This is a genomic window from Bacillus sp. RC51 (genome assembly GCF_044908115.1).
In the GTDB taxonomy this organism is placed as follows: domain Bacteria; phylum Bacillota; class Bacilli; order Bacillales; family Bacillaceae_G; genus Bacillus_A; species Bacillus_A mycoides.
The window spans coordinates 286,968-311,289 of sequence record NZ_JBIYCW010000004.1 but is presented as its reverse complement, the minus strand read 5'-3'; the positions used below and the strand labels follow the sequence as shown (position 1 = coordinate 311,289).

Here is a 24,322-nt window from a genome sequence, read left to right as displayed (position 1 = left end):
AATTAGCAAAAGAGAAAAGGTGTTTGAAATGAAATCGTATATTGTAGTTGGAGCTGGAATTTTAGGAGCATCTACTGCTTATCATCTTGCTAAGGCTGGTGCGAAGGTTACTATTGTAGATCGTCAAGAGTTAGGTCAAGCAACTGACGCAGCAGCAGGTATTGTCTGTCCTTGGCTGTCGCAACGTCGTAATAAAGCATGGTATAAAATCGTTAAAGGCGGTGCACGTTACTATTCTTCGTTAATTCAGCAATTAGAAGAAGACGGTGAAACGGATACAGGTTACAACCGTGTAGGTGCAATTAGTTTACATACTGATGAGAAAAAACTAGATCAAATGGAAGAGAGAGCGTATAAACGCCGTGAAGATGCACCGGAGATTGGTGAAATCACTCGCTTATCAGCTGAAGAAACGAAAAAATTATTCCCAGCATTATCGGAAGAATATAGTTCTGTTCATATTAGTGGCGCTGCACGAGTAAATGGAAGATTATTACGCAACGCATTAATAAGCGCTGCGAAAAAACATGGTGCAACTTTCATAAAAGGTGATGCAGTATTAGTCCGTGAAGGGAATCATATTACGGGAGTTAAAGTAAACGACGAAACAATTGTAGCGGAAAAGGTAATGGTAACTGCAGGCGCATGGGCGAACGAAATCTTGAACCCATTAGGAATTAATTTCTTAGTTACGTTCCAAAAAGGACAAATTGTTCATTTACAAATGGAAAATACAGCAACAGAAAATATGCCAGTTGTTATGCCGCCGAACGATCAATATATTTTAACATTTGACAATGGCCATGTCGTAATTGGTGCAACGCATGAGAATGATACTGGTTTCGATCACCGTGTAACAGCTGGTGGTTTACATGAAGTATTCCATAAAGCGTTAACAGTAGCGCCTGGTTTAGAAGATGGTACAATGGTTGAAACAAGAGTTGGCTTTAGACCGTTTACACCAGGGTTCTTACCTGTTATTGGACCACTACCTAATTTTGAAGGCATACTCATTGCGAACGGATTAGGTGCTTCAGGATTAACAGCAGGTCCATACTTAGGATCAGAACTTGCTAAACTTGCGTTAGGGCAACCGATTGAATTAGATTTAAATGATTATGATGTTGCTGGGGCAATGGAATAGTAATAAACAAAAAGATTAGGAGTGATTTCCTAATCTTTTTGTCATGTTATTTGGGAGTAACTAAGTATTTGGGGAGGTAGGAGTTCTTTTAAACAGGTACCACCACATCGCTATCAAGCTAAGAAAATAGATAACCCACAAAACGAAAAATTTTTGCCTTTTATAGCAACGAAGTGCATTTTTATCGTTTGAGGTATTAGAGAAAAAAGGTTGATTCGTTCAATATAGAGGAGAATATCATTTCTTTTTATACATATCAGAAATATTAACAATAGCCTCAAAAACTGGAGGCTATTCAATTTCACAATCTATTATGAGCAATTACAATAGGTAAGCTCTTTAAAGTCTGTCCCATCGCTGCATTCGTAAAATGATGAATAACATCAAAACCCTCAACTTGATGGATGTTAGCGAACCGTTCCACAAATGAAATTAAAGCGATAGACGGGATCCCAATTAAAGTTTTTTAAACCTAATTGGACTTACCATTAAGAGAGCGAGGATTAATGTAATCCATGCATTGCTATATGAAAACAATCCCATACCGGCCAATGGTAATCCAGCAGCTGGAATAGGTAATCCCTTAAAATATCCAATGGTTGGTTTTACACTAAATTTAGCTAATCTTAAAGCACCCATCGTTGGGAAAAGGATAAATGCCAAAGAAGTTAAAATAGATGGTGTTGCTATCGAATGAAATAGAAGTGCAGGCGCAACTCCGAAACTAACAATATCAGCTAAGGAATCCAATTGTACACCAAACTCACTGTTCACTTTTAATTTTCTCGCAATTCTTCCATCAAGGAGATCTAAAACAGCTGAAAAGAAAATAAAAATGGAGGCTACTTCCAAATAGTCACTCATATTCATGGTAATTGAAAAAACACCGCACAATAAATTTCCAATCGTAAATAAATTGGGTACAGCTTTTACTATCTGATTGAACAAGGTTGTCCCCCCTAAGTTGATCAAACTTCACATTTATGTAGCATTTTCTATATATTCTTCCGTTATTCTTGAAAATATATGACCACTGTATGCTAAGTAAATTTCGACAAGAGAAAAGCCGATTTCCTGTACGTTATGTTGGTTTATAAACATGTTTGATCAAAGGTAAGTCTATTCTCTCTAAAAGTTGCATTATATCTTCATATAGTCATAAAATTAATCTGTGGTCGAAAATGCGTAAAGAGCTGCTAGAATGAATTACTGAGAATACGAAGAATAAAGGAGAGAAACGGAGTAAAAACTAAAAAAATTAGATAAGGAAAATGGAGAGATGAATTAAATGTTAAAGATCATTAAACATTTAAAACCATTTGTTACTTCCATCATTGCAGTTGTATGTCTTTTAACTGTGCAGGCAGTATGTGATCTATCACTGCCAGACTATATGTCTAACATTGTCAATGTAGGGATTCAACAAAAAGGTGTAGAAAATGCAGTACCTGAGGTTATTCGTAAAAGTGAAATGGATAAACTTATGCTCTTTATGAATGAAAATGAGAAGAAACAAGTAGCTGACAACTATGCGCTTTTAGATAAGAACAACCTCTCTCAAAGTGAACTAAAAAATGACTTAAAAGATTATCCACAGCTTGATAAAGAGCCGCTTTATAAGCTACATACAGAAGATAAAAATATAATTAACGAACTTAACAATATCTTTGGGAAACCAATGTTAATTACACAAGGAATTGAAAAAGGAGGCGCATCTGCTTTCCCTCCTGCTGCGACGGGTGACAACAAAACACCAGCGAAGCTTCCGCCAAATACAGATCCTTTTGCAATCATTGCGAAACTTCCTCAAGATCAAATCAATGCAATGAAAGAAAAGGCAGATGAAAAGTTTAAGAATATGTCAGGCAGCATGGTAACACAATCAGCCGTTTCATTCATTGAGAATGAGTATAAAAAGATCGGTATCAATATAGATAAGCTTCAATCTAATTTCATTCTTACTTCCGGCGGGAAAATGCTGCTTTTATCCTTAGTAAGTATGGCAGCTACCGTTATCGTGAGTTTACTTGCTGCAAAAGTAGCTGCTGGACTCGGCAGAGACCTTAGAAAGAAAGTATTCCGGAAAGTTACAAACTTCTCGAATGCGGAGTTTGATAAGTTTTCCACTGCATCTCTAATTACAAGAAGTACAAATGATATCCAGCAAGTTCAAACACTTATGGTTATGATGCTTCGCATTGTATTCTATGCACCAATTTTAGGTATCGGCGGCATTATTAAAGTACTTACTACAGATCTTTCAATGGGATGGATTATCGCAGTTGCGGTAATCGCGATTTTAAGCTTAGTCATTGGTTTATTTAGCATCGCGATTCCTAGGTTTAAGCGTATCCAAAAGTTAGTAGATAAAATTAACTTAATCACTCGTGAATCTTTAACAGGTATGCTCGTTATTCGTGCTTTTAATAATCAAAAACATGAAGAAAAGAAATTTGAAAAAGGAAATCAAGATTTAACAAACACAAATTTATTTGTAAGCCGTTTAATGTCATTTATGATGCCAATGATGATGTTTATCATGAATGCCGTTACTGTACTTATTATTTGGGTTGGATCACACCAAGTGGATATGGGACATATGCAAGTTGGTGATTTAATGGCATTTATGCAATATACAATGCAAATCATCATGGCCTTCTTAATGATTTCAATGGTATCTATTATGGTTCCGCGTGCTTCAGTTTCCGCACAACGTATCGCAGAAGTTTTAGATACTGACATTACCATTAGTGATGTAAAAGAGCCGAAAACATTTGCTTCAGACAAGAAAGGTTACGTTGAATTTAAAAATGTTGGCTTTAGATACCCAGGTGCAGAAGAAGATGTGCTTTCCAATATCACCTTTACTGCAAAACCTGGTGAAACGACAGCTTTCATCGGAAGTACAGGTAGTGGTAAATCAACATTAATCAACTTAATTCCACGCTTTTACGATGTCACAAGCGGCCAAATATTAATAGATGGCACGGATATTAGAGAAGTATCTCAGAAGGAATTAAGAGAGAAAATTGGTTATGTACCGCAAAAAGGAGTTCTATTCTCAGGTACAATCGAGAGTAATTTGAAATACGGTAAGAAAGAAGCAACTGAAGAAGAACTCGCAAAAGCGGCAGAAATCGCGCAAGCTATGGAGTTTATTAACGAAAAACCTGAAAGCTTCCGTACAGAAATATCACAAGGTGGTACGAATGTTTCCGGTGGTCAAAAACAAAGACTTTCTATTGCACGTGCTCTTACGAAAAAATCGGAAATCTTCATATTCGATGATAGTTTCTCAGCTCTTGACTTTAAGACAGACGCAGCATTGCGCAGAGCTTTAAACAATGAGATTACAGGAAGTACTGTTTTACTTATTGCCCAAAGAATCAGCACAATCATGAATGCCGATAAGATCATTGTACTTGACGAAGGAAAAATAGTTGGAACTGGTACTCATGAAGAGCTTATGGAAAACTGTGAAGTTTATAAGCAAATTGCTTTATCACAACTTTCAAGAGAGGAGTTGTCATCATGAGTGATAAAAAAATAGAAAATAGAAAACAAGGCGGTCCTGGTCCTGGCGGTGGCGGTCCTATGGGCGGCGGCATGAGAAAGATTGAGAAGGCAAAAAACTTCAAAGGAACGATGAATAAACTCCTTCAATACTTGAAGCCCTATAAATTATCAATCTTAGTCGTTATCCTTTTCGCAATCGGTAGTGCAGCCTTTACAATCGTTGGTCCAAAAATTTTAGGAAATGCGACAACAAAACTTTTCGAAGGACTCGTAAGCAAAGTATCAGGAGCACCCGGTGCGGCCATTGACTTTACCTATATCGGAAACATTGTTATTTTACTTCTTGGATTATATATACTGAGCACTGTGTTTGGTATTATCCAGGGGTACATTATTTCTGGAGTAGCTCAAAAAGTATCTTATAACTTCAGAAAAGAAATCGACGAAAAAATTAATCGTATGCCGCTGAATTACTTTGATAAAACAACGCACGGCGAAGTATTATCGAGAATTACAAATGACATAGATACGGTGAGCCAAACGTTAAACCAAAGTATGTCGCAAATCATCACATCCGTTATTACAATCATCGGTGTACTTATCATGATGTTATCCATCAGCTGGCAAATGACATTAGTGGCGCTTTTAATATTGCCAGTATCGATGATTCTCATCATGGCAGTCGTAAAACGATCACAAAAATACTTCAAATCCCAGCAAGAATATTTAGGACACGTAAACGGTCAGGTCGAAGAAATTTATAGTGGTCACAATATCGTAAAAGCCTTTAACAAAGAAGAAGAAGAAGTAAAAAAATTCGAAAAGGTAAATGATACCCTTTATCACTCCGCATGGAAATCTCAATTTTTATCTGGAATGATGATGCCGATTATGACATTTATCGGTAATATCGGTTACGTCGCTGTATCTATTTTAGGCGGATGGCTTGCGGTAAAGAGAACCATCGCAGTTGGAGACATTTTAGCCTTTGTGCAATATGTTAGAAGCTTTACGCAACCAATCGCTCAAGTAGCGCAAATCGCGAACGTACTTCAATCCACTGCAGCTGCTGCAGAAAGAGTCTTCGAATTTTTAGAAGAAGAAGAGGAAGTGCCAGAAGCAGAAAATCCAGTGAAGCTGCAAAAAGTTCAAGGAGAAGTTACCTTCCAAGATGTTCAATTTGGATACAATCCAGATAAGATCATCATCAATAATTTCTCATCTAACATTAAACCTGGACAAAAAGTAGCAATCGTCGGACCAACCGGAGCTGGTAAAACAACGATTGTAAAACTGTTAATGCGTTTCTATGACATAAATAGCGGTGCAATATGTATCGACGGTCACGATATAAAAGACTTCACGCGAGAAGACCTACGCAACATGTTTGGTATGGTACTGCAAGACACTTGGCTATTTAACGGCTCCATCATGGAAAATATACGTTACGGTAGACTCGATGCTACAGACGAAGAAGTAATTGAAGCAGCGAAAGCAGCTCACGTTCACAGCTTCGTAAAAACATTACCAAATAAATATCAAATGGAACTAAACGAAGAAGCAAGCAACGTATCCCAAGGACAAAAGCAACTACTAACAATTGCACGCGCCCTTCTAGCGGATCCGAAAATATTAATACTCGATGAAGCAACAAGCTCCATTGATACTCGTACAGAAGTACTGATTCAAAAAGCGATGGAAAACCTTATGGAAGGTAGAACAAGCTTCATTATCGCTCATAGATTATCAACAATACGTGATGCAGATTTAATCCTTGTCATGAAAGACGGGGATATTGTAGAACAAGGTAATCATGAAGAGTTATTAAAAGCTGATGGTTTCTATGCTTCGCTTTATAATAGTCAGTTTGAAGGTGCGGATGCTTCTTGAGTTAGGTGTCCCGAAAGTCCATTTAAATAACTAAAACCCACGGTGAAAATTCATTTTCTTCGTGGGTTTTTATCATTTTTAAGGTTCTATTTGAAATTTAAAGATTAGATAATAATATTATTACATTAAAATGCAGAAAATAGACTAGTAAACAAGCTGTTTTTGTTTTTTAGCATAGAATATGATGAATCCAAGAGTTAAGAGGAGGTAATTATATTTATGGGATGTAATGGTAATTTCAGACGTGACCGAGATTGTGATAGATTTTGGGATGATTTAATGTTCTGCAGACGCAGACATAGAGATTGTGATGACCGTCGTTGTAGACGTGACCGTGACTGTGATTGTGATTGTAATGAATGCCGTCGCAGACGTAATCATGATCGTGACTGTGATCGCGATAATCGTCGAGAATGGTAAATTCCTTTCAATGAGTGCGTTTCTTCACAGCACTCGTTTTTTTATTTATGGGTTTTCTGAACTCTTTATTGATGATATATAAAATACGAAGAATGTAGTTGTAATATATGGTTGTACAAAAATCTTCCCCATTAATTGTTGCATAACGGATAACCGATTTAATTAAAGGGCATTATCAAAAAGGGTAGTACTATTGAAAAGAAATGGATAAGGAGTGAGCAAGCGATGGACAACATGATTAATACGGGCAACTTTGGTTTACAAAGGGGACCTGCTCAAAAAACGGTTGGCCAGTATTTGTTCGATTGCCTAAAACTCGAGGGCATTACCGAAATTTTTGGTGTCGCAGGGGACTATAATTTTACACTTCTTGATACTTTGGAGTGTTATAACGGCATCCGTTTTATAGAAGGACGAAATGAACTAAACTCGGGCTACGCTGCAGATGGCTATGCAAGAATCAAAGGAATATCGGCTCTTATTACGACATTTGGGGTCGGGGAGCTCAGCGCATGCAATGCGATAGCGGGAGCCAACAGCGAGCATGTACCAATTATACACATTGTGGGTGCGCCTCCTGAGAAGGACCAAAAAGAGCATAAGCTGATGCATCACACCTTAATGGATGGGAATTTTGACGTTTTTCGCAAGGTGTATGAGCAGATTACGGCATATACCGCGGTCCTTACGCCAGAAAATGCCAAGATTGAAATTCAGACTGCGATTCGCATTGCTAAGGAAAAGAAAAAGCCGGTATACCTGGTTGTGGCTAATGATTTAGTGGCCAAGCCGATTAAAGTCTGGGCAGAGCCAGTACCGCCACGTCCAGCATCCAACCCGAATACCCTTCAGGCTGCAGTGAATCATGTCCGTCCGCTTTTGGAACGTGCCCACCGACCAGTTATCTTGGTGGATGTGAAAACTATGCGCTTCGGCCTTCAGACAGCAACTCGGCAACTGGCCGATGCAATGAATGTGCCTGTTGTAACGATGATGTACGGGAAGGGAGGATTCGATGAGGCCCACCCAAATTATATCGGAATGTATCTAGGCTCTTTCGGGAGGACTGAAGTCCAAAGTACGGTGGAGAATGCAGATTGTATCATTGCGATTGGCATGGTATGGGCGGACACAAACACCGCAAGTTTTACCGCAAAGCTGAACCCGCTGATAACTGTCAATATTCAACCAGATATAGTTAAAATCGCTGAGGCGGAATATCTGAATGTTCTTGCAGCCGACATGCTACTTGCCGTTCAGAAATTGAGTTATACGGGCAAAGGTTTGACAGAAAAAAATTCATTTCCTTACGATCAATTAACAACTAATGTCGACGGACCTCTATTGGCGGACGGCTATTATCCGCGTTTTCAGCGCATGCTGAAAGATGGGGATATTGTAATCGCCGAGACCGGAACGTTTTATTATGGAATGGGAGAGGTCAGACTGCCGGACAATGTAACATATATTGGACAAGGTGGATGGCAGTCCATCGGTTACGCAATCCCTTCGGCGTTTGGTGCTATTATGGCCGCGCCGGAACGCCGAGTATTGGTGTTTACAGGTGACGGTGCCCTGCAGCTAACGGCACAGGAAATCAGTTCTATGCTCTATTACGGCTGCAAGCCCATAATCTTTGTTTTGAACAACGATGGTTATACAATCGAGAGATATTTAAATGTCAAAACAGAGGATCAAAAGTACAACCAAATCCCTCGATGGTCTTACACCAAGCTGGCCGAAGCTTTTGGAGGTAACGCGTTTACCGTTACGGTCCGGACCTATGGAGAGCTTGATCAGGCTATAATCCATGCTGAAAAGGAAAGTACCAAAAGACTCTGTATAATTGAAATGATCGCAGGGAATCCAATGGACGCACCTGAATATATGCGACGGATGCGTAGTTATATGGAGAAGCAGGAAAAGTAGCGCAGTCAGAAATAGTATCCAAGTCCCTAGTCCCTAATTAGATACTAATTGAACCGTTCTAATCATATTCTTTTAATAAAAGGCAATTAAAGGGGTGTAAAGTAAGTTGACAAAAGTTAAGGTTAGTTTACGACCCATTGCAAGTAAGTTCAATTTACCTACTGTTTTGAAAACAACTATACTACCAGGTGACTCAATTGAAAGGTTATTCATTGCCACCCAGGTAGGAGAAATCTTTTACATAGGAGACGGAGTTATAAGGACTTTTTTAGATATTCGCCCGCGAATTATCAAATTAGGCACGTTTGAAGAAGGTGTCTCTAGTAGCGGTTATGATGAACGCGGATTGCTAGGACTAGCGTTTCATCCACAATTTTATCAAAACGGTTTATTTTACCTTCATTATTCAGTAGCTGGCACTCAAGGTCCGGGTGCCCTTTCTGAACCTTTTAAACCTAATCCGTGTGATCCGAAAACTTTAAACTTAAAGTGGGTAAATAGAGATACTCAATATGATCATATTGATACGGTTGAGGAATGGATTTTACAATCACATAGTCAACCTCAAAAACGACGGACATTACTTAACATAAGAAGGCCCTTTTTTAATCATAACGGAGTCAATAGTTTAAATTTTTCACCTGAGAGTGGAAAACTTGTTTTTACAAATGGAGATGGTGGATCGGGTTATGATCCATTTAATTTAAGCCAGGATGATTTAGAAATAGCGGGTAAAATAATTGAAATTGATGTAAGTAAAAATACATTCATAAATAACCCTCCAGTAGTTACACGCTTTAATGAGTTTCCTTTATCTATACAAGAAACACTTACCGTAATTGCGAAAGGAGTTCGGAATATAACAGGTATTTCATTTCAAAGGTTTTATAATCAGTATATCAAATATGCTGGAAATGTCGGGCAGGATATTGTAGAGTCTATTTTTTCGTTTGTTCATTATAAACCCATACCGGTTACCGAACTTGTTCAAACGCATTTAATGAGATCCACTCCCAATCAAGATGGATTTATTAATTTTGGTTGGCGAGGATGGGAAGGAGAATTTCCTACTTCTTTTATAAGGCACTGTTCTGAGAATCCTACTTTGGATGAGAGAACAATGGCTTATTATAATGAAACAATAGAAACATCAGTGAGGCGCATACAGCCCCTAATTAGTTATTTTCATAAAGATTCCAGAGCAGATAAGTTTGGAGGAACCTCACTTACAGGAGTACAACCATATATGGGAACTACAATTCCTAGTTTAACTGGTAGTATCGTGTTTACTGATCTTGCTAAGAAAGAAGAATTTCAATCTCCAGTAAAGGGAGTGTTAGCTTTTACTAGAGCAGCTCTAGACGGGAAACGTAATGATTTTCATGTTATTGAAACCAATTATGATTTTGGTTCTCAAGCAGCTTATTATATGAGCTTGGGAACAAACGGAGATCAAACTAGATTATATTTAGGGGTTTATGGATCTATGAAAGTAACGGATTTTAACAAAGGTACTATTTTTGAAATTGTTCCATGATACGGTATAAACTCTTAGTCTAAAAATATATGGAATTCATACTTTTTCAAACGCACGACTTAGCGCCTCTTAAAAAACCTTCTATGGATAAACATCTATTGTATAGTGATTCCTAACAAGCAGAAAGTAAAACATAACCAATAAGTATTTGAATAAAAATAGAAAGTGGTGAATTAGGTCTCTTTAGGGGGGAATTTGATGAATCGCTTTAGAAGCTATTGGTATCAATGGATGATAGAGCAGGATGCGAATTTTGTTCATAAAAGAAAGGTGACGCCTGCAAGTAGGTTAGTCATTACAGCATTACTCGGTTCATTTGCTGCTATTTTTCAATCTGCGGGGAACTTAATCCCTGGAATCGGGTTATTTATTAGTCCTTTCGCGACGCTACCGATTTTTCTGGCTATTTGTTATTCTATTCGTGAGGGAGTACTTTCTTACATTCTTACTATTTTCCTATTATTCATTATTGAGCCAAGTGAACTAATTGTCTTTCCCTTTACTACAGGATTATTAGGTATAGCGTTAGGAGTATCCTTTTTACAATTCAAGAGGAGGATTTGGGTAATTTCCTTCTCAGCGATATGTCTACTTATAGGAATTATGATCATTCTCGATATATTCCGCTTTCCTGTACTTGGTCCTACTATTCATACGACTATGGATATAAAAGTTATTACATTAATATTTATACTGAGTTTTCTATACTGCTGGATCTATGCAGAGCTGTGTAGAATAATAATGAATAGAGTATATAAAGTATGGTCTTAACAATTGTATAAAATCTTTTTGAACGAATACACTTTCTCATATATTTTCAAAGATTGGAGATGTAAGCCATGTATAACGTTGAAATTAGAAGGCCGAATTCGGATGATATAGATGAACTATACTTGTTTTTCCGTATAGTTATTACGAATACATATAAAAATGAAGGGTTATCCCAATTATTAGATGACATAGAAAATGAACTTAACACGAAAAAGCAATATTTGAAAAATGATTTTGATAGTAATGGAGAAAGTCGTTACTTTTTATTAGCAATAGATACAAGTAACGATAAAATCATTGGAACGATTGAAATCGGTCCAGCAAGTACATTGATTAATAGTTGTACAGACGGTGCACTTAAGGATTTGTATGAAATAGGAACTGTATTTATACTTCCGGAGTATCAAAGAAAAGGTATAGGGAGTTTACTACTAAATACAATGTATCTTACATTACTTAGCAGAGGAATCACCGAATGCTGTTTAGATAGTGGATACAAAAAAGCACAAAGTATATGGACAAAAAAGTTTGGAAAACCTAGTTATATGCTGAAGGATTATTGGGGCGAATCAAACGATCATATGATTTGGAGAAAAAGTTTACATGATATACCTATAATATTTGAATTATAAAATGAAATATCTCTCTTAACATAGCTTTTCTTACATACTTATGCTATTATTTATCTTTATAATAAAAGAGGACGTGAATGAACTTGATTAAAATTAATATTCCTGAAGCTGATGTTTCAATTACTGAACGTAACCAAGTTATTAAAGGAGACGAGCCATTAATTACTCCAATTAACGGTTTTATCGATTTCCACTTGTTCCCTAGAGATAAAGGCGGCATTTTTATGTTTTACAATATTAATGACGAACTTCTTTTCGTAGGTAAAGCTCGTAAAATTAGACAACGTATTAAAAAGCATTTTGAAGATAATGTTTCACCAATCAAAAATAATCGTGATGAAGTATACCGTATCGATGCATGTATCGTAGAAGATCCAACTGAAAGAGAAATTTACGAAACATACATCATTAATAAGTACAAAGCGAAATATAACGTTGATAAAGTGTTTTATAAATAAGTAAAAAAACAATCCTAGCACATATACTAGGATTGTTTTTTTGTGTTTCATTCTTCATTTCTTTCTCCTTTTTTAAAATGATTAGCAGCAATTAAACAGAAAAGCCCTATAAATAAAATTATAATTCCAAGCGTTTTATGTTTTCCTTCAAAAAAAGGAATATCTGAAATAACATTTGTCATACATAACCCTATAAACACAAGGATAGGTCCTGCCCACAGTAATACATTGCCGAAATTCGTATGTTGCCACATAGTAACCCTCCTTACTCCTTTTTACATATATATCCATGAAATAAAAGTAAATTCATAGAGAAAAATAGTTTTTTTCATATCGAAAATTGAACCTTCATATATTGGTACAAGCAAATGAGAAAGGGGACCATCATGAATTGGTTAGAAGCTTTTATATTAGGGATAATACAAGGTTTAACAGAGTTTTTGCCGATTAGTAGTACAGGACATCTTTATTTAGGAAGGCATTTGTTTCAATTAGATGAAGCTGGATTATTTTTAGATACGATGCTGCATATCGGGACTTTGCTTGCAGTGTTTATTTATTACAAAAAAGAATTTATATACTTAATTAAAAATCCATTTTCAAAACTAATGTTATTACTTATTGTTGGGACGATACCTGCAGTTGTAATCGGATTGTTATTTAAAGACTTCTTTGAAGATATTTCAAAAACAGGTATTACCATTGGATGGGAGTTTTTAGTGACAGGTTTCTTTCTCTACATGGCCGATAAACAAAAAAATGGTCGTAAAAAAATGGATGACATTACATATAAAGATGCATTTATCATCGGTTCATTTCAAGCGGCTGCTATTTTTCCGGCAATTTCCCGTTCTGGTATGACAATCGTCGCTGCTTTATGGAGAAAACTAGACCGTGAAACAGCAGCATATTTTTCATTTTTATTATCTACGCCAGCAATAGTCGGAGCAATCATCTTGCAATTTGCAGATGTTTATCAAGTGAAAGCAGAATCTATTTCTAGTACATCTTTAATTGTCGGCACGTTATCAGCAGCGTTTTTTGGTTACATAGCTGTTTCATGGATGATTCAATATTTAAAACGTCACTCCTTAAAAGTATTCGCGTATTACGTATGGGGATTAGGTATTTTAATTTTAACGTTGCAATTTACTCATGTGTTTTAATTTAGTAATTCTTCGTTTAGATCCTGTTTCATTCATACAAGGCAGGATCTTTTTTCATTAAGGGGGAAAATATGTTTAATAAGGCTATCGTTATTGGCGGAAGTATAGCAGGAAAACTCGCAGCAAAAGCATTATCAACTTCTTTTAAAGAAGTAATCATTATAGAAGTCGGCGAAAGATGGGATGGAAAAGCTTTGAGAAAAAGAGTTCCACAAAGTAATCATCCTCATGTGTTATTAAAAGGCGGAGAAAATGCAATCGAGGAATTGTTTCCTACTATTACTAATGAATTAATAGAAGCAGGCAGCATCGTAAATAACTTTACTCGTGATATAAAATGGCATCAATTTGGTTTATGGAAACAGCCATTCATAGGAGAAGTGCATATGATTCAACAAAGTAGGCTTTTGCTTGAATGGCATATTCAAAAACGAATACATCAAATTTCAAATATTACAACTCAGTTTGGCACATTGGTCGAAGGGTTATTAGTAGATGGAAAGCTTAACAAAGTATGTGGAGTAAAAGCTAAGTGTTTAGAGACTGGCATGCAAGAAGAAATTCAAGCAGATATTGTTGTTGATGCGAGTGGATTCGGTTCAAAAAGTATAGCGTGGTTACGTGAATACAATATCGAAGTGCAAGAAGAGAAAGTGCGTATCGATTTATTCTACGCAACTAAAATGTTTAAACTCAAAGAAAATGAGAAATTAGACTGCTGTAATATGCTAATGTCTCCAAGTTTCCCGGACAATCCGTATGGTGTACTTATTCAAACGATTGAGGATAATCGTTATTTTGTTACTTTCAGCGGATACGCAAATGAGAAAGCACCACAAACAGATGATGAGTTTTATGATTTCGCTGAAAATCTATCAATCCCTAACGTGACAGATTTTCTAAACAAAGCGGAGGCAATTTCAGATATCAAAACATACAAAATTCCTTATCAAGTACGTCGGCGATTTGATTTAATTAATCATTTACCAGAAGGGTTGTTAGTAGTCGGTGATGCACAATGTCGTTTTGATCCAGTTTTCGGTCAGGGAGTTTCAGTTGCGGCTATGGAAGCTTACCAGTTGCAATTACTACTACAAGATAGAAAAGGTCTCGATAAAACATTTACACAACAATTTTATAAGAAGGCTGCGAACATCATACAAACTCCTTGGGAAATGACAACAACTGAAATATCACGACACCCTCAGCTAAAGAGAGAATTAACTACGAAACAAAAATTTCAGCTATGGTATACGAAACAAATATATCAACTATCTGCAAGTGACTCTGACGTTTATATTCGATTAGTAAGAGTGATGAATTTAATTCGTAGTCCATTTCACCTATTTCATCCGAAAGTGCTGCTCGCTGTATTACTGATGCGAAAGAAATAGCAGGAAAATTATCGGTTAAAAAAGAATGTATAACAGTTAGTAAATCAAGAAGGGGTAAACTGGATGAAAATATACATAGAACAATTAAAGAATCAAGACGCTGAAGATTTATTTAACTTTGAACTAACGAACAAATCATTTTTTGAAGCAATGGTACCAAGTCGTGGCTCTAATTATTACGTGTATGAATACTTTCAAAAGCAACTTGACGAACTATTAAAAGAACAAACTGAGGGGATTTCTTATTTTCATCTCATACGTAATACAGAAAAAGAAATTGTAGGACGTATCAATTTAGTTGATGTAGATAAGGAAAAACGAATTGGGTCGTTAGGCTACCGAGTTGGAGAGAAGTTTACTAAAAAAGGAGTTGCAGCATCATCTGTAAAATTGATTTTGGCTCAAGCAAGAGTCTATGAAATTAATGAAATACATGCTATGACAACAACAAATAACATAGCTTCACAAATTGTATTAGAAAAGAACGGATTTTCTCGTGAAAAGGAAGCGGAGACAACTACTGTAGATTTAAACGGGGAAAACGTAAATTTCGTACATTATATTTGGAGGACTACTAAGGGTTAAAAATAATAGGGAGGGACATGTACATGAAGGATTTACGTTATCCAATAGGTCAATTTACTTATGTAGGAACTATTACAGAAGAAATAATTGATAAATGGATTCAAGAAATAGAGGATCTACCTAATGAACTAGCAAGAGCGATAAAAGATTTAGATCAGAAGCAGTTAGATACACCGTATCGCGTCGGTGGATGGACTGTTCGCCAAGTTGTTCATCATGTTGTTGATAGTCATATGAATAGCTACATACGCTTTAAATTAGCACTGACAGAAAAGAATCCAACTATTAAACCGTACAAAGAAGAAAAATGGGCAGAGCTACCTGACTCGAAATTACCAGTAGATGTTTCACTTGTAATGCTAGATTCATTACATAAAAGATGGATTAACTTATTATATTCTTTAGAACCGGCAGATTTAGAAAAGACATTTAATCATCCTGAATCAGGAGAAACAAAACTTGCTGCTGCAATTGGACTATATGCATGGCATGGTCGTCATCATACAGCTCATATTACTTCTTTAAGAGAGCGTTTAAATTGGTAACATTAGAGAAGGCGACAGAAATTGATGCAGAGATTATATTTCAAATGCAAGTAGAATCATTTAGTTCATTATTAGAAAAGTATAAGGACTATGAAACAAGTCCGGCAAATGAACGTATTGAAAGAACGATTTCAAGAATAAATAATCTGGACGGTGGATTTTATAAAATTTTCGTAAATACGAATCTTGTCGGCGCGATATGTATATCACGTGCAGAAGGGGCATCTAAATTTTGGATAAGTCCGATGTTTATTATCCCAAACTATCAAGGGAACGGAATTGCTCAAAAAGTATTAATTTTAATCGAGGAGATGTTTCCGGAAATAACGACTTGGGAGCTTGCTACAATTTTAGAGGAAGAACGAAATTGTTTTCTATACGAAAAGATGGGATATATAAGAGCGGAATTTAAAAAGAAATTAAATGATAAAGCAACTTTAATTTATTATAAAAAAGAAAGGTAAAGCACATTTTAAATGCTTTACCTTTTTATGTTATTTAAGATTGAAAATACAAAATTAATGTATATTCTTCCAAAAAGTTCGGGTTAGTAATTTTTAAAGTGAATAAATATACAAAAATACGTTATTTTGTCGTATATGTTACTAACGCTTTTTGAATGCTTAAAATACTATCGTCACCTTTAAATTCTTTTGTAATTGGATCATCCATACTAGATACCCAAATTTTAAGCTCTGCATCTAAATCAAAATGCCCAGCTGTTTCAATGCTAAATTGTGTAATGCTTTTATAAGGAATAGAATGATACTCTGTTTTTTTACCTGATATTCCTTGTTTATCTACTAAAATAAGACGACGATTTGTAAATACGATTAAATCACGAATTAATTTATAAGCATGCTCAACTTTTTCATCATCTAGCATAATCTTTTCTAAATCACGTTCAACGCTTTCTGTACTCGCACTTGATGCATTTCCTAAAATACCACTAAATAAACCCATATGAAATTCCTCCTTTATAATATGTGGAATGAGTTTCTTATATTGTACCATGCGAATGACTAATAGATTATGACATTGCTTCAATAGTTTTTTGTTATTATTGCAACCAATTTATATAACCTCATCCTAAAATCTTGTGCTAACATATAATTAAGAAAACAGAAGCAGAGGGATATAGCATGAAAAATATCGGTTTAGTATTAGAAGGCGGCGGAATGAAAGGGTTATATACTGCAGGAGTACTCGAATATTTTATGGAAAGGGACTTATTCTTTCCGTATGTAGTCGGTGTATCCGCTGGAGCGTGTATGGGAGCAACATATTTGTCGCGTCAAAAAGGAAGAAATAAGAAAGTAAATACAGAGCTAGTAGCAAATCACAGGTATATATCTTATCGAAACTTAATTCAAAAACGTGAATTATTTGGAATGGATTTTTTATTTGATGAAGTACCAAACAAAATTGTACCGTTTGATTTTCAAACTTTCCTAAATTCAAATGAACAGTTTGTAATCGGAACGACTGATTGCGAATCAGGACAGGCAGTTTATTATAATAAAACAGAACATGGAAATGATATTTTAAAAATTATTCGTGCATCAAGCTCTGTGCCGTTTATAGCACCTGCTGTAGAATATGATAATCGAAAATTGTTAGATGGAGGGATTATAGATCCTATTCCAGTTTTTAAAGCGCAAAATGATGGTTATTTAAAAAACGTTGTTATAATGACAAAGCCAGAAGGATACGAGAAGCAGCGTAATAAATTTTCTGGACTAGCTAAAATTTTATATAGAAGATATCCAAAAATCGCAGAGCATTTAGTAGAACATTATCGTTTTTATAATGAAACTGTATCTTATATGAATCACAACGAACAAAAAGATAATTTTTATGTAATTCAGCCAAGCGCACAGCTTCCTATAAGCGGAATAGAAAGAAATAAAGAAAAGCTCGTTAATTTATATAATCTTGGCTATAAAGATGCTCATAATCATTATGAAAATTTATTGAATTGGATGGAGAAATAAAGGAGTGGAACGTTGGTATTAGGAAAAGAAGTTATTTTTAATGAATTGCAGAAAATGCATAGTCCTCTATATAAACCATTTCCGAATTGTGACATTCTAAAAGTACGGAAAGATTATAAAAATATATTTACAGAAGATGATTGCATAAGTTCTGATTTAAATTATTATTGGATGCATACAGCAGCAACTTTAAATTCTGTACTAAATAAAAAAGAAAAGAATATTTCGTTTCAGCAAATACAGTGGCTAAGAAAATCGTTTTTTGAATGGTTTCCACAATATCGTTTTCTAGAAACAGAAATTGTGAAGTATCCTATTTTGCATAGAGATTTTATGAATTATGAGAAGTCCCGGAAACTATTACTTTACTATCTTACTGAATAAAGACGAAGACGCACAGGTTAAATATAGCTTGTGCGTTTTTTTAGTTCATAAAATATACAATATTATCAACTTGTTTATATAGGAATTCTAATGAGAAGAAAGAAGTACATATAGAATGATATAAGGGAGAGAGAATAAGTTTAGTAGCCGTTTTCCTTTAAGTTATTGTCCAACTTGAATATAGTTATTTATGTTAAAATATTTCGAGTAAAATCAAGTTCTTAACGATTTTATCAAACATTAAACAAAATAAATTAGAAACGCAGAAGGGACAGCACTAACATGGAAAACGTGTCAAAGATAGATAAATTGGAATCAATAAAATCTTTACAATCGACAATTCGTAAACTTGAAAATGCTTTTTCACAGATGACTCAAAAAGGAGCAAATACTACCTTAGTAAAAAAAAGGCTTAAAGCCGTTTGCATAGGGCTAGCAGTGTTAGAGAACGTGTGGAATCAAGAAAGTCATCGGTATAGCCAAGAAGAGTTGGCAGAAGCTCGTAATGTCCTTGCTGGTTTGCTCCCATCAATTGAGAGAGCCTATGATAAGTCTAAAGATGGTAGTCCTCAAAGAACGCTTTTAACAAGACGGATAAAAGCGTTGGAGCTTTCTATTCAGGCAATTGATAAACTTTCTAATAAATAACTCATCTAAATACATAACATCCTAATCCTAAATTTTATAAAAGCAATCTAGTGAAAAGAAATACAAAGGAGGAAGATGGATGACTTCAATAATTAGTCCAAAGTTAGAGGAACTTAATAATCAATTAAAAAACGGAAACGAGAAAGCTTTTTATACTTTTTTGCATGAAATAAAGTCAAATAATACGCCATTAATAGAACAGTGTCCAGTAGATAATCGGTATAAGCTTATAACGTATATATGGTTAGGGGACCGAAAAACTGAAAACGTTTATGTATTCGGTAGTTTTCCTGGTTGGGATCTGTCTGTAAATCAATTGCAACGGTTGTTACATACAGATATTTGGTATCGAACGTTTAGAACGGATAAGCGTTTTATTTCAACTTACTATTTTTCAGTAAATGATTTTTTCGAAAATGATTGGATAAAGCGTAGTGAGCAGTACCGACTAGACCGATTTAATGGAAATGTATTTGGAGAAGATGCCAATAAAGCATCCGTGTTAGAAATAGATATGAAAGTGCCGTATGATAGTCGATTTCCTTCTAATCATTATCCATCTGGAGAAATTGAAACATATTCTTTCTATAGTTCAACTTTAAATAATACACGTAAGATTCATATTTATACTCCTCATAATTATTCTCAAACTTCACACCTTCATGAACTTCTCATTGTATTTGATGGGAATTCTTTTATTAAAGACCTTTCAATCACAAGAACACTCAATTATTTAATTTATAAAAAAGAAATTCCGTCTTGTATAGCTGTTGCTATAGATCCTGTTGATCGGCTAGAAGAGCTAACCTATAACGATAAAATGAATACATTTTTAACGGAGGAATTACTTCCGTGGATTCAAGCTAAGTATCACGTATATCAAGAAGAGAGGAATACAACAATTGCCGGTTTCAGTCTCGGTGGCTTAGCAGCTTTTTATGCAGCTCTTCAAAATCCACATATTTTCGGGAATGTGTTGTCAATGTCTGGATCCGTACATTGGAAAAAGGATGGCTTTGAAAATAAAATTCCGTGGATTGAAAATCAAATTACATCTGTAAATCCCGATACGTCTCAACCTCATTTTTATTTGGCAGTAGGACAACTTGAAAATGAACCCCTTTTAACGGCTAATAAGCGCTTATATAGAGCTTTAAAAGATAAGGGATACCAAATGACTTATGAAGAGTTTCGAGGCGGTCATGACAGTGTTTGGTGGCGAGAAAAGTTATTTGATGGATTGAGAGCATTAAAACATACAAAAACCACACTATAAAATAAAAAGGAGAGAGAATCTATGAATCAAGATGAGCTAGATAAAAAACTTAAAAAACAAGAAATTTTAGTTAAAGATGAAAAAGTTTGGTCGTTCACGTATGAGGATCATATTAGTTCTATCGTTAAACAGGCAGAAAAGACAGGAGCGTTTAATGATTTACCTGGGAAAGGGAAACCTCTTAATCTTGATAAAGATCTTTCGTATAATCCTGACAAGCAACTTTATAGAACTTTGAAAAATAATCATGTTTTGCCTAGGTGGATTGAACTTTCAAAGGAAATAGATCATCTAAAAGAAAATTTAAAAGAACTAACGGATAATGCAGAAGCAGCTATGTTAATTACAACTATTAATAAAAAGGTCTCAGAACATAATTTACTTTGTCCGCCAAGTGCGCAAAAAATGAGGGTTAAAACGGATTTTTAGCTTTTTTTAATGAAACCATCTTTTGCAATATAATTGAGGTAGGCATTTATTATTTATCTTTAAAGGGAGGCAGAAGAAATGAAGAATACGTATCAGCTTCAATTACCGAAAGAACTAGAGCAGTATCGAAGTATTTTAGAAGAAAGTGTGAAACCGTATATTAAAGTGTCTGGAACGCAAGCAGAAACAACTCTTTTTGAAAGTAAGTTTGGTGGCTATCCGTATGTACCTATAAATCAAGAGCATCCTAAAGACTCGAACGGACAACCTATGATGCTACTTGCGCAGTTAAACTTTGAAGAAATGCCGCATATTGACACTATGCCCCAAAAGGGACTATTACAATTTTTCGTAAGTGCTGATGATGAACTTTTTGGAATAGATTTTGACCATCCAACTAGCCAAAAAGACTTTCGAATTATTTATCATTCTACAATAACGGAAGATTTAACTAAGGTTATTACTGATTTTAGTTATTTAAACACTTTAGATTTAGAGCATTTTATCATACCTGAAGCAGCTAAACTAAAGTTTGAATTGGATTATCAACCAGTAACATCAAGAGATTATCGATTTGAAAAAATTTTTAAGGAAAACATTGATTGGGAAGAAATTGTTGATGAAGAAAATAAAACAAAATTAGGCGAACTGTATGATGATCTATACGAAGATCAAGGGCATAAAATTGGCGGTTATCCATTTTTCACACAGACAGATCCGAGGGAATGGGAAGAAAAATACCAACAACACGATATATTATTGTTACAAATCGATACAGATGATTCATTAAATATTATGTGGGGAGATTCTGGTGTTGCTAATTTCTTTACACGTAAGGAAGATTTGTTAAACCTAGATTTTTCCAATGTTATTTACAATTGGGATTGTTACTAAAAATAGATAAATGGATTACTAGCTAGCAAAAGAAATCTTCCTGAAGGTGAGGAGGATTTCTTTTGCGTTAAAAATAAACGTTATGTTAACTAGAATGAAGAATACAATGAAAGTCAAGCGTAAATAAAAGAAATAACAACAAAAATATAAAATAATAAAACATATGTAATTAGCAATAAATCTATAAAGCAAAACATAAAATGAAATTTATCATTTGTATAGAAAAATTTATTTCGCATAAAAAAATTCCGTGCTAATCAAAATTATTTTTGGCTCGTTAAACGATAATCAATCGATTAAGATTTGCTGTGATTAATTTATAGCAAAATAAACGATAAAAACTGTAGAAATTCATTTAGATAAGATTTTATGTGAATCTCATTAAAAATCCCGTTTCATCTCATTAAGTATAGTTTACTTGGTTTTTGATACAGATAAACACTTACTCTATACAACTTTGTATAATATATATTATGTTAACTAGTAAAAAGTAATAAACTTATTACATGCTAGTTGCGGTTATTAGTCTCCCCTTTTTAATTGGGTTCATAATGTGTTGTAGATTGTGTGGTTATTTGTTTTTTTTGAGTTATTTATGTTGTGTTATTGATAAGAATGTTTCCGTGTATAATTTATATTTTAGTTAATAAAAAACGCAATTCATTTAAAGTGAACGAATTGCGTTGATATGATTAAGAATAAGTTTTTAAAATTAGTTTGCTACAGCAATTGCTTCAATTTCGATTAATAATTTATTGTTAATCAATTTGTTAACTTCTACAGCTGAACTTGCTGGTGGATTGTTTGTGTTGATATATTGATCTCGAATATCTCTAACAATGGCCATTTGAGAAATGTCCATCAAGAAAAATGTTAATTTTACTACATCATTAAAATTTAAGTCTGAAGTTTTTAATGCGATTTTAATATTTTCAAATACTTGTCGTGTTTGTGTAGCTAAATCATCAATTCCAACTATTTGACCGTCAGTATTAATTGCTACTTGTCCTGATATGTAAATTGTTCGTTTGGCGTTACTAACTTCAACTACATGTGAGTATCCAAAAGTTGCTGGCATAGTTTCCGGATTGATAAATTTCTTTTGCATGGCTCTTCTCTCCTTTTAATATCTTATTTTCTTTATATTAGGTTTTGATTTCGGATTATCCTCTATTTACTAATTATTGTCTATACAACATTCAGCTGCTACATATGCAAAAGTATATTAGTCATTTTAATTTAAAGTTTTTAATAGATTATGTACGTTTGATTTTTTTGAGCGCTTGTTATAATTACGCCTTTTTATATTAATTCTTCAGTTACCTTTGTATAGAAAAAGTGATACCACCAAATAAAAAATTCTTCGTAAGTTATTTCTTTTGAGTATCTGCTGCTTGCAAAGTATTCTTTTAAAGGCTTCTCATTTTCTTTACATAATAAAATCAAATCTGCACTGATCGTGTTCGCGATTTCGTTAAGTATAGATAAATCTACGGCTGTAAACACTGGGATAACAGGTTGTGAATTTTTATATAAGCCTAATTTTTCGTATAATACATTTGAATTTAAGTCTACTTGTCTAGCTACTGCTGCAAAATTTTCAACTAATTGCTTTTTCGTATAATTAATATCGATAATAGCATCGTGAAAATATTCTTCAAACGTTTCCTTATTCGCAGTTATTAAATTCAAAGTTGTATATCGTGTGTTTCTAAAAAGGCCAATTTGAACTTCCCCTAAATCCAAATACGTATTACCATACATTCCAAAGGACTCTTTGTCTGTTTGTTCTTGTTCTAGAATCGCATAATAATATCTTTTATTGTTTCCCAAAGGCCGTTCTGTTTCTAAATAGCTTTCTTCAATGTTAATTATTTGTCCAGAATCTAATAACACACCGCTATAAAGTAAAAGACTATACGATTCTTTAGATAAATAATTAAATGTCTCGATTCTTTTAGACATAGCATCAATTTGATTAGAATACTTTTCAATTATGTTAAGTGCAGTTTTAATTAGAGGCTCACATAGGTTATACAGTTTTTCTCCTTCATTAGCTGTTATAACCATACATGTTGGATAGTAACTCCCTTCTGTCTTATTCAATAAACCCTCTAGTTCTAATGCGTGCATTTGTTTTTCGAATTCCTCGTTAGTCCAATTTAGCTTCGTTTTTATAGTATTTGACTCAATTCCATGATGGAGCATTACAAGTAAATATTGAAGGTTTGTTCCGCTTATTTTTAAAGTTGGATAATTGTCAACTTATGAAATCATTTTTGTCTCATAAGTTGTTTTAAGTATTTTCTCCGGAGGATAATTAGCAAGCATTTTAAAATCCCTTCTTTTTTAGTAATTTAATTGTAAAATCTATGTATTTACTATGTTCTATAAATAAAAATAAGTATCCTTTAATGATTTCAAATAAAAAACCTTAGTATAGCTATGTTAATACCTATACTAAGGTTATCTAGAATTCTATATTTGGTTATTGCTATTTAATAGTTTATATTTAGACTTCTTTTTTCTTTCTTCAAGCATTTATAGACTCTCCTTCCTGTGGATAATTAGTTACCTATCTGCTTCTATAACATATAAAGAAACATACGGTCTTTGTTGTTTATAAGAAAGAATTTACTTAAACAAAACAATTCACAAATACATAATATTAGTTTTAGCTGCTGCTAAATGAATTCTATTTTTTATATAT

At 34.4% G+C, this 24,322-nt stretch carries 25 protein-coding genes; 20 read left to right on the top strand and 5 right to left on the bottom strand.

All coding sequences use genetic code 11. The features are described 5' to 3' along the window. Window positions 1-28: 28 nt before the first annotated feature. Window positions 29-1,144: an NAD(P)/FAD-dependent oxidoreductase gene (locus ABH959_RS12055; RefSeq protein WP_078181462.1), complete on the top strand. Its 1,116-nt coding sequence runs from the start codon at window positions 29-31 to the stop codon at window positions 1,142-1,144. 456 nt (window positions 1,145-1,600) lie between these two features. On the opposite strand, the gene pssA is transcribed toward ABH959_RS12055, so the two are convergent. Continuing rightward, entirely contained in the window at window positions 1,601-2,092 is a 492-nt protein-coding gene (pssA, locus tag ABH959_RS12050) for a CDP-diacylglycerol--serine O-phosphatidyltransferase (RefSeq protein WP_002085344.1), read from the bottom strand. 340 nt (window positions 2,093-2,432) lie between these two features. Between pssA and ABH959_RS12045 the strand changes: the two genes are divergently transcribed. The 8 genes from ABH959_RS12045 to ABH959_RS12010 all read left to right on the top strand — a co-directional run bounded on the left by ABH959_RS12045 (window position 2,433) and on the right by ABH959_RS12010 (window position 12,297). Next, window positions 2,433-4,679 (top strand): ABC transporter ATP-binding protein, encoded by a 2,247-nt coding sequence (locus tag ABH959_RS12045; protein WP_404453777.1) that lies wholly within the window; start codon window positions 2,433-2,435, stop codon window positions 4,677-4,679. After that, window positions 4,676-6,550, top strand: coding sequence for an ABC transporter ATP-binding protein (locus ABH959_RS12040; protein ID WP_098988617.1), 1,875 nt, complete (start codon window positions 4,676-4,678; stop codon window positions 6,548-6,550). The genes ABH959_RS12045 and ABH959_RS12040 overlap by 4 nt, the downstream gene beginning before the upstream one ends. A 219-nt stretch (window positions 6,551-6,769) precedes the next feature. Then, window positions 6,770-6,970 carry a hypothetical protein gene (locus tag ABH959_RS12035; RefSeq protein ID WP_404492629.1) on the top strand — a complete coding sequence of 67 codons (201 nt, stop codon included), beginning with the start codon at window positions 6,770-6,772 and terminating at the stop codon, window positions 6,968-6,970. A 225-nt stretch (window positions 6,971-7,195) separates the two neighbouring features. Next, window positions 7,196-8,899: an alpha-keto acid decarboxylase family protein gene (locus ABH959_RS12030; protein ID WP_404453771.1), complete on the top strand. Its 1,704-nt coding sequence runs from the start codon at window positions 7,196-7,198 to the stop codon at window positions 8,897-8,899. Between the two features lie 106 nt (window positions 8,900-9,005). After that, the gene (locus ABH959_RS12025) at window positions 9,006-10,436 is read left to right on the top strand and encodes a PQQ-dependent sugar dehydrogenase (protein WP_002085339.1); all 1,431 of its coding nucleotides are present in this window, start codon (window positions 9,006-9,008) and stop codon (window positions 10,434-10,436) included. 198 nt (window positions 10,437-10,634) lie between these two features. Continuing rightward, window positions 10,635-11,207 carry a YybS family protein gene (locus tag ABH959_RS12020; protein ID WP_002013264.1) on the top strand — a complete coding sequence of 191 codons (573 nt, stop codon included), beginning with the start codon at window positions 10,635-10,637 and terminating at the stop codon, window positions 11,205-11,207. 68 nt (window positions 11,208-11,275) lie between these two features. Continuing rightward, window positions 11,276-11,839, top strand: coding sequence for a GNAT family N-acetyltransferase (locus ABH959_RS12015; RefSeq protein ID WP_242311379.1), 564 nt, complete (start codon window positions 11,276-11,278; stop codon window positions 11,837-11,839). 77 nt (window positions 11,840-11,916) lie between these two features. Continuing rightward, a complete protein-coding gene (locus ABH959_RS12010; protein WP_002013261.1) occupies window positions 11,917-12,297 on the top strand; it encodes a nucleotide excision repair endonuclease in 381 nt (126 codons plus the stop codon). A 47-nt stretch (window positions 12,298-12,344) separates the two neighbouring features. Here the strand turns inward: ABH959_RS12010 and ABH959_RS12005 are convergent, their stop codons facing one another. Further along, window positions 12,345-12,551 carry a hypothetical protein gene (locus tag ABH959_RS12005; RefSeq protein WP_113936405.1) on the bottom strand — a complete coding sequence of 69 codons (207 nt, stop codon included), beginning with the start codon at window positions 12,549-12,551 and terminating at the stop codon, window positions 12,345-12,347. Between the two features lie 132 nt (window positions 12,552-12,683). Between ABH959_RS12005 and ABH959_RS12000 the strand changes: the two genes are divergently transcribed. From ABH959_RS12000 to ABH959_RS11980, 5 genes are all read left to right on the top strand, one after another. After that, window positions 12,684-13,463 carry an undecaprenyl-diphosphate phosphatase gene (locus tag ABH959_RS12000; RefSeq protein ID WP_113936404.1) on the top strand — a complete coding sequence of 260 codons (780 nt, stop codon included), beginning with the start codon at window positions 12,684-12,686 and terminating at the stop codon, window positions 13,461-13,463. A gap of 71 nt (window positions 13,464-13,534) precedes the next feature. Then, window positions 13,535-14,857 (top strand): NAD(P)-binding protein, encoded by a 1,323-nt coding sequence (locus ABH959_RS11995; RefSeq protein ID WP_113936403.1) that lies wholly within the window; start codon window positions 13,535-13,537, stop codon window positions 14,855-14,857. Window positions 14,858-14,920: 63 nt separating this feature from the next. After that, window positions 14,921-15,442 carry a GNAT family N-acetyltransferase gene (locus ABH959_RS11990; protein ID WP_113936402.1) on the top strand — a complete coding sequence of 174 codons (522 nt, stop codon included), beginning with the start codon at window positions 14,921-14,923 and terminating at the stop codon, window positions 15,440-15,442. Window positions 15,443-15,465: 23 nt separating this feature from the next. After that, entirely contained in the window at window positions 15,466-15,987 is a 522-nt protein-coding gene (locus tag ABH959_RS11985) for a YfiT family bacillithiol transferase (protein WP_002013255.1), read from the top strand. Beyond that, window positions 15,927-16,451, top strand: coding sequence for a GNAT family N-acetyltransferase (locus ABH959_RS11980; protein WP_113936401.1), 525 nt, complete (start codon window positions 15,927-15,929; stop codon window positions 16,449-16,451). The genes ABH959_RS11985 and ABH959_RS11980 overlap by 61 nt, the downstream gene beginning before the upstream one ends. Window positions 16,452-16,572: 121 nt before the next feature. Here ABH959_RS11980 and ABH959_RS11975 read toward each other — a convergent pair whose 3' ends face one another. Next, window positions 16,573-16,950: a PH domain-containing protein gene (locus ABH959_RS11975; protein ID WP_002065713.1), complete on the bottom strand. Its 378-nt coding sequence runs from the start codon at window positions 16,948-16,950 to the stop codon at window positions 16,573-16,575. Window positions 16,951-17,129: 179 nt separating this feature from the next. Here ABH959_RS11975 and ABH959_RS11970 point away from each other — a divergent pair, with 179 nt between their 5' ends. From ABH959_RS11970 to ABH959_RS11945, 6 genes are all read left to right on the top strand, one after another. Further along, a complete protein-coding gene (locus ABH959_RS11970) occupies window positions 17,130-17,981 on the top strand; it encodes a patatin-like phospholipase family protein (RefSeq protein WP_113936399.1) in 852 nt (283 codons plus the stop codon). A 12-nt stretch (window positions 17,982-17,993) separates the two neighbouring features. Next, window positions 17,994-18,365, top strand: a complete 372-nt coding sequence (locus ABH959_RS11965; RefSeq protein WP_113936398.1) for a YxiJ-like family protein — start codon at window positions 17,994-17,996, stop codon at window positions 18,363-18,365. Window positions 18,366-18,647: 282 nt separating this feature from the next. Beyond that, window positions 18,648-19,013, top strand: coding sequence for a hypothetical protein (locus tag ABH959_RS11960; RefSeq protein ID WP_113936397.1), 366 nt, complete (start codon window positions 18,648-18,650; stop codon window positions 19,011-19,013). Between the two features lie 79 nt (window positions 19,014-19,092). Beyond that, window positions 19,093-20,289, top strand: coding sequence for an alpha/beta hydrolase-fold protein (locus ABH959_RS11955; protein WP_404492628.1), 1,197 nt, complete (start codon window positions 19,093-19,095; stop codon window positions 20,287-20,289). 21 nt (window positions 20,290-20,310) lie between these two features. Beyond that, window positions 20,311-20,718, top strand: a complete 408-nt coding sequence (locus ABH959_RS11950) for a DnaJ family domain-containing protein (protein WP_113936396.1) — start codon at window positions 20,311-20,313, stop codon at window positions 20,716-20,718. 78 nt (window positions 20,719-20,796) lie between these two features. Continuing rightward, window positions 20,797-21,612 (top strand): YwqG family protein, encoded by an 816-nt coding sequence (locus tag ABH959_RS11945; protein WP_113936395.1) that lies wholly within the window; start codon window positions 20,797-20,799, stop codon window positions 21,610-21,612. Window positions 21,613-22,324: 712 nt separating this feature from the next. On the opposite strand, the gene ABH959_RS11940 is transcribed toward ABH959_RS11945, so the two are convergent. Together ABH959_RS11940 and ABH959_RS11935 are read right to left on the bottom strand one after the other, a co-directional pair. Beyond that, entirely contained in the window at window positions 22,325-22,720 is a 396-nt protein-coding gene (locus tag ABH959_RS11940) for a RidA family protein (RefSeq protein ID WP_404492627.1), read from the bottom strand. Between the two features lie 194 nt (window positions 22,721-22,914). Further along, window positions 22,915-23,682: a hypothetical protein gene (locus ABH959_RS11935; protein WP_258550632.1), complete on the bottom strand. Its 768-nt coding sequence runs from the start codon at window positions 23,680-23,682 to the stop codon at window positions 22,915-22,917. Window positions 23,683-24,322 lie beyond the last annotated feature (640 nt).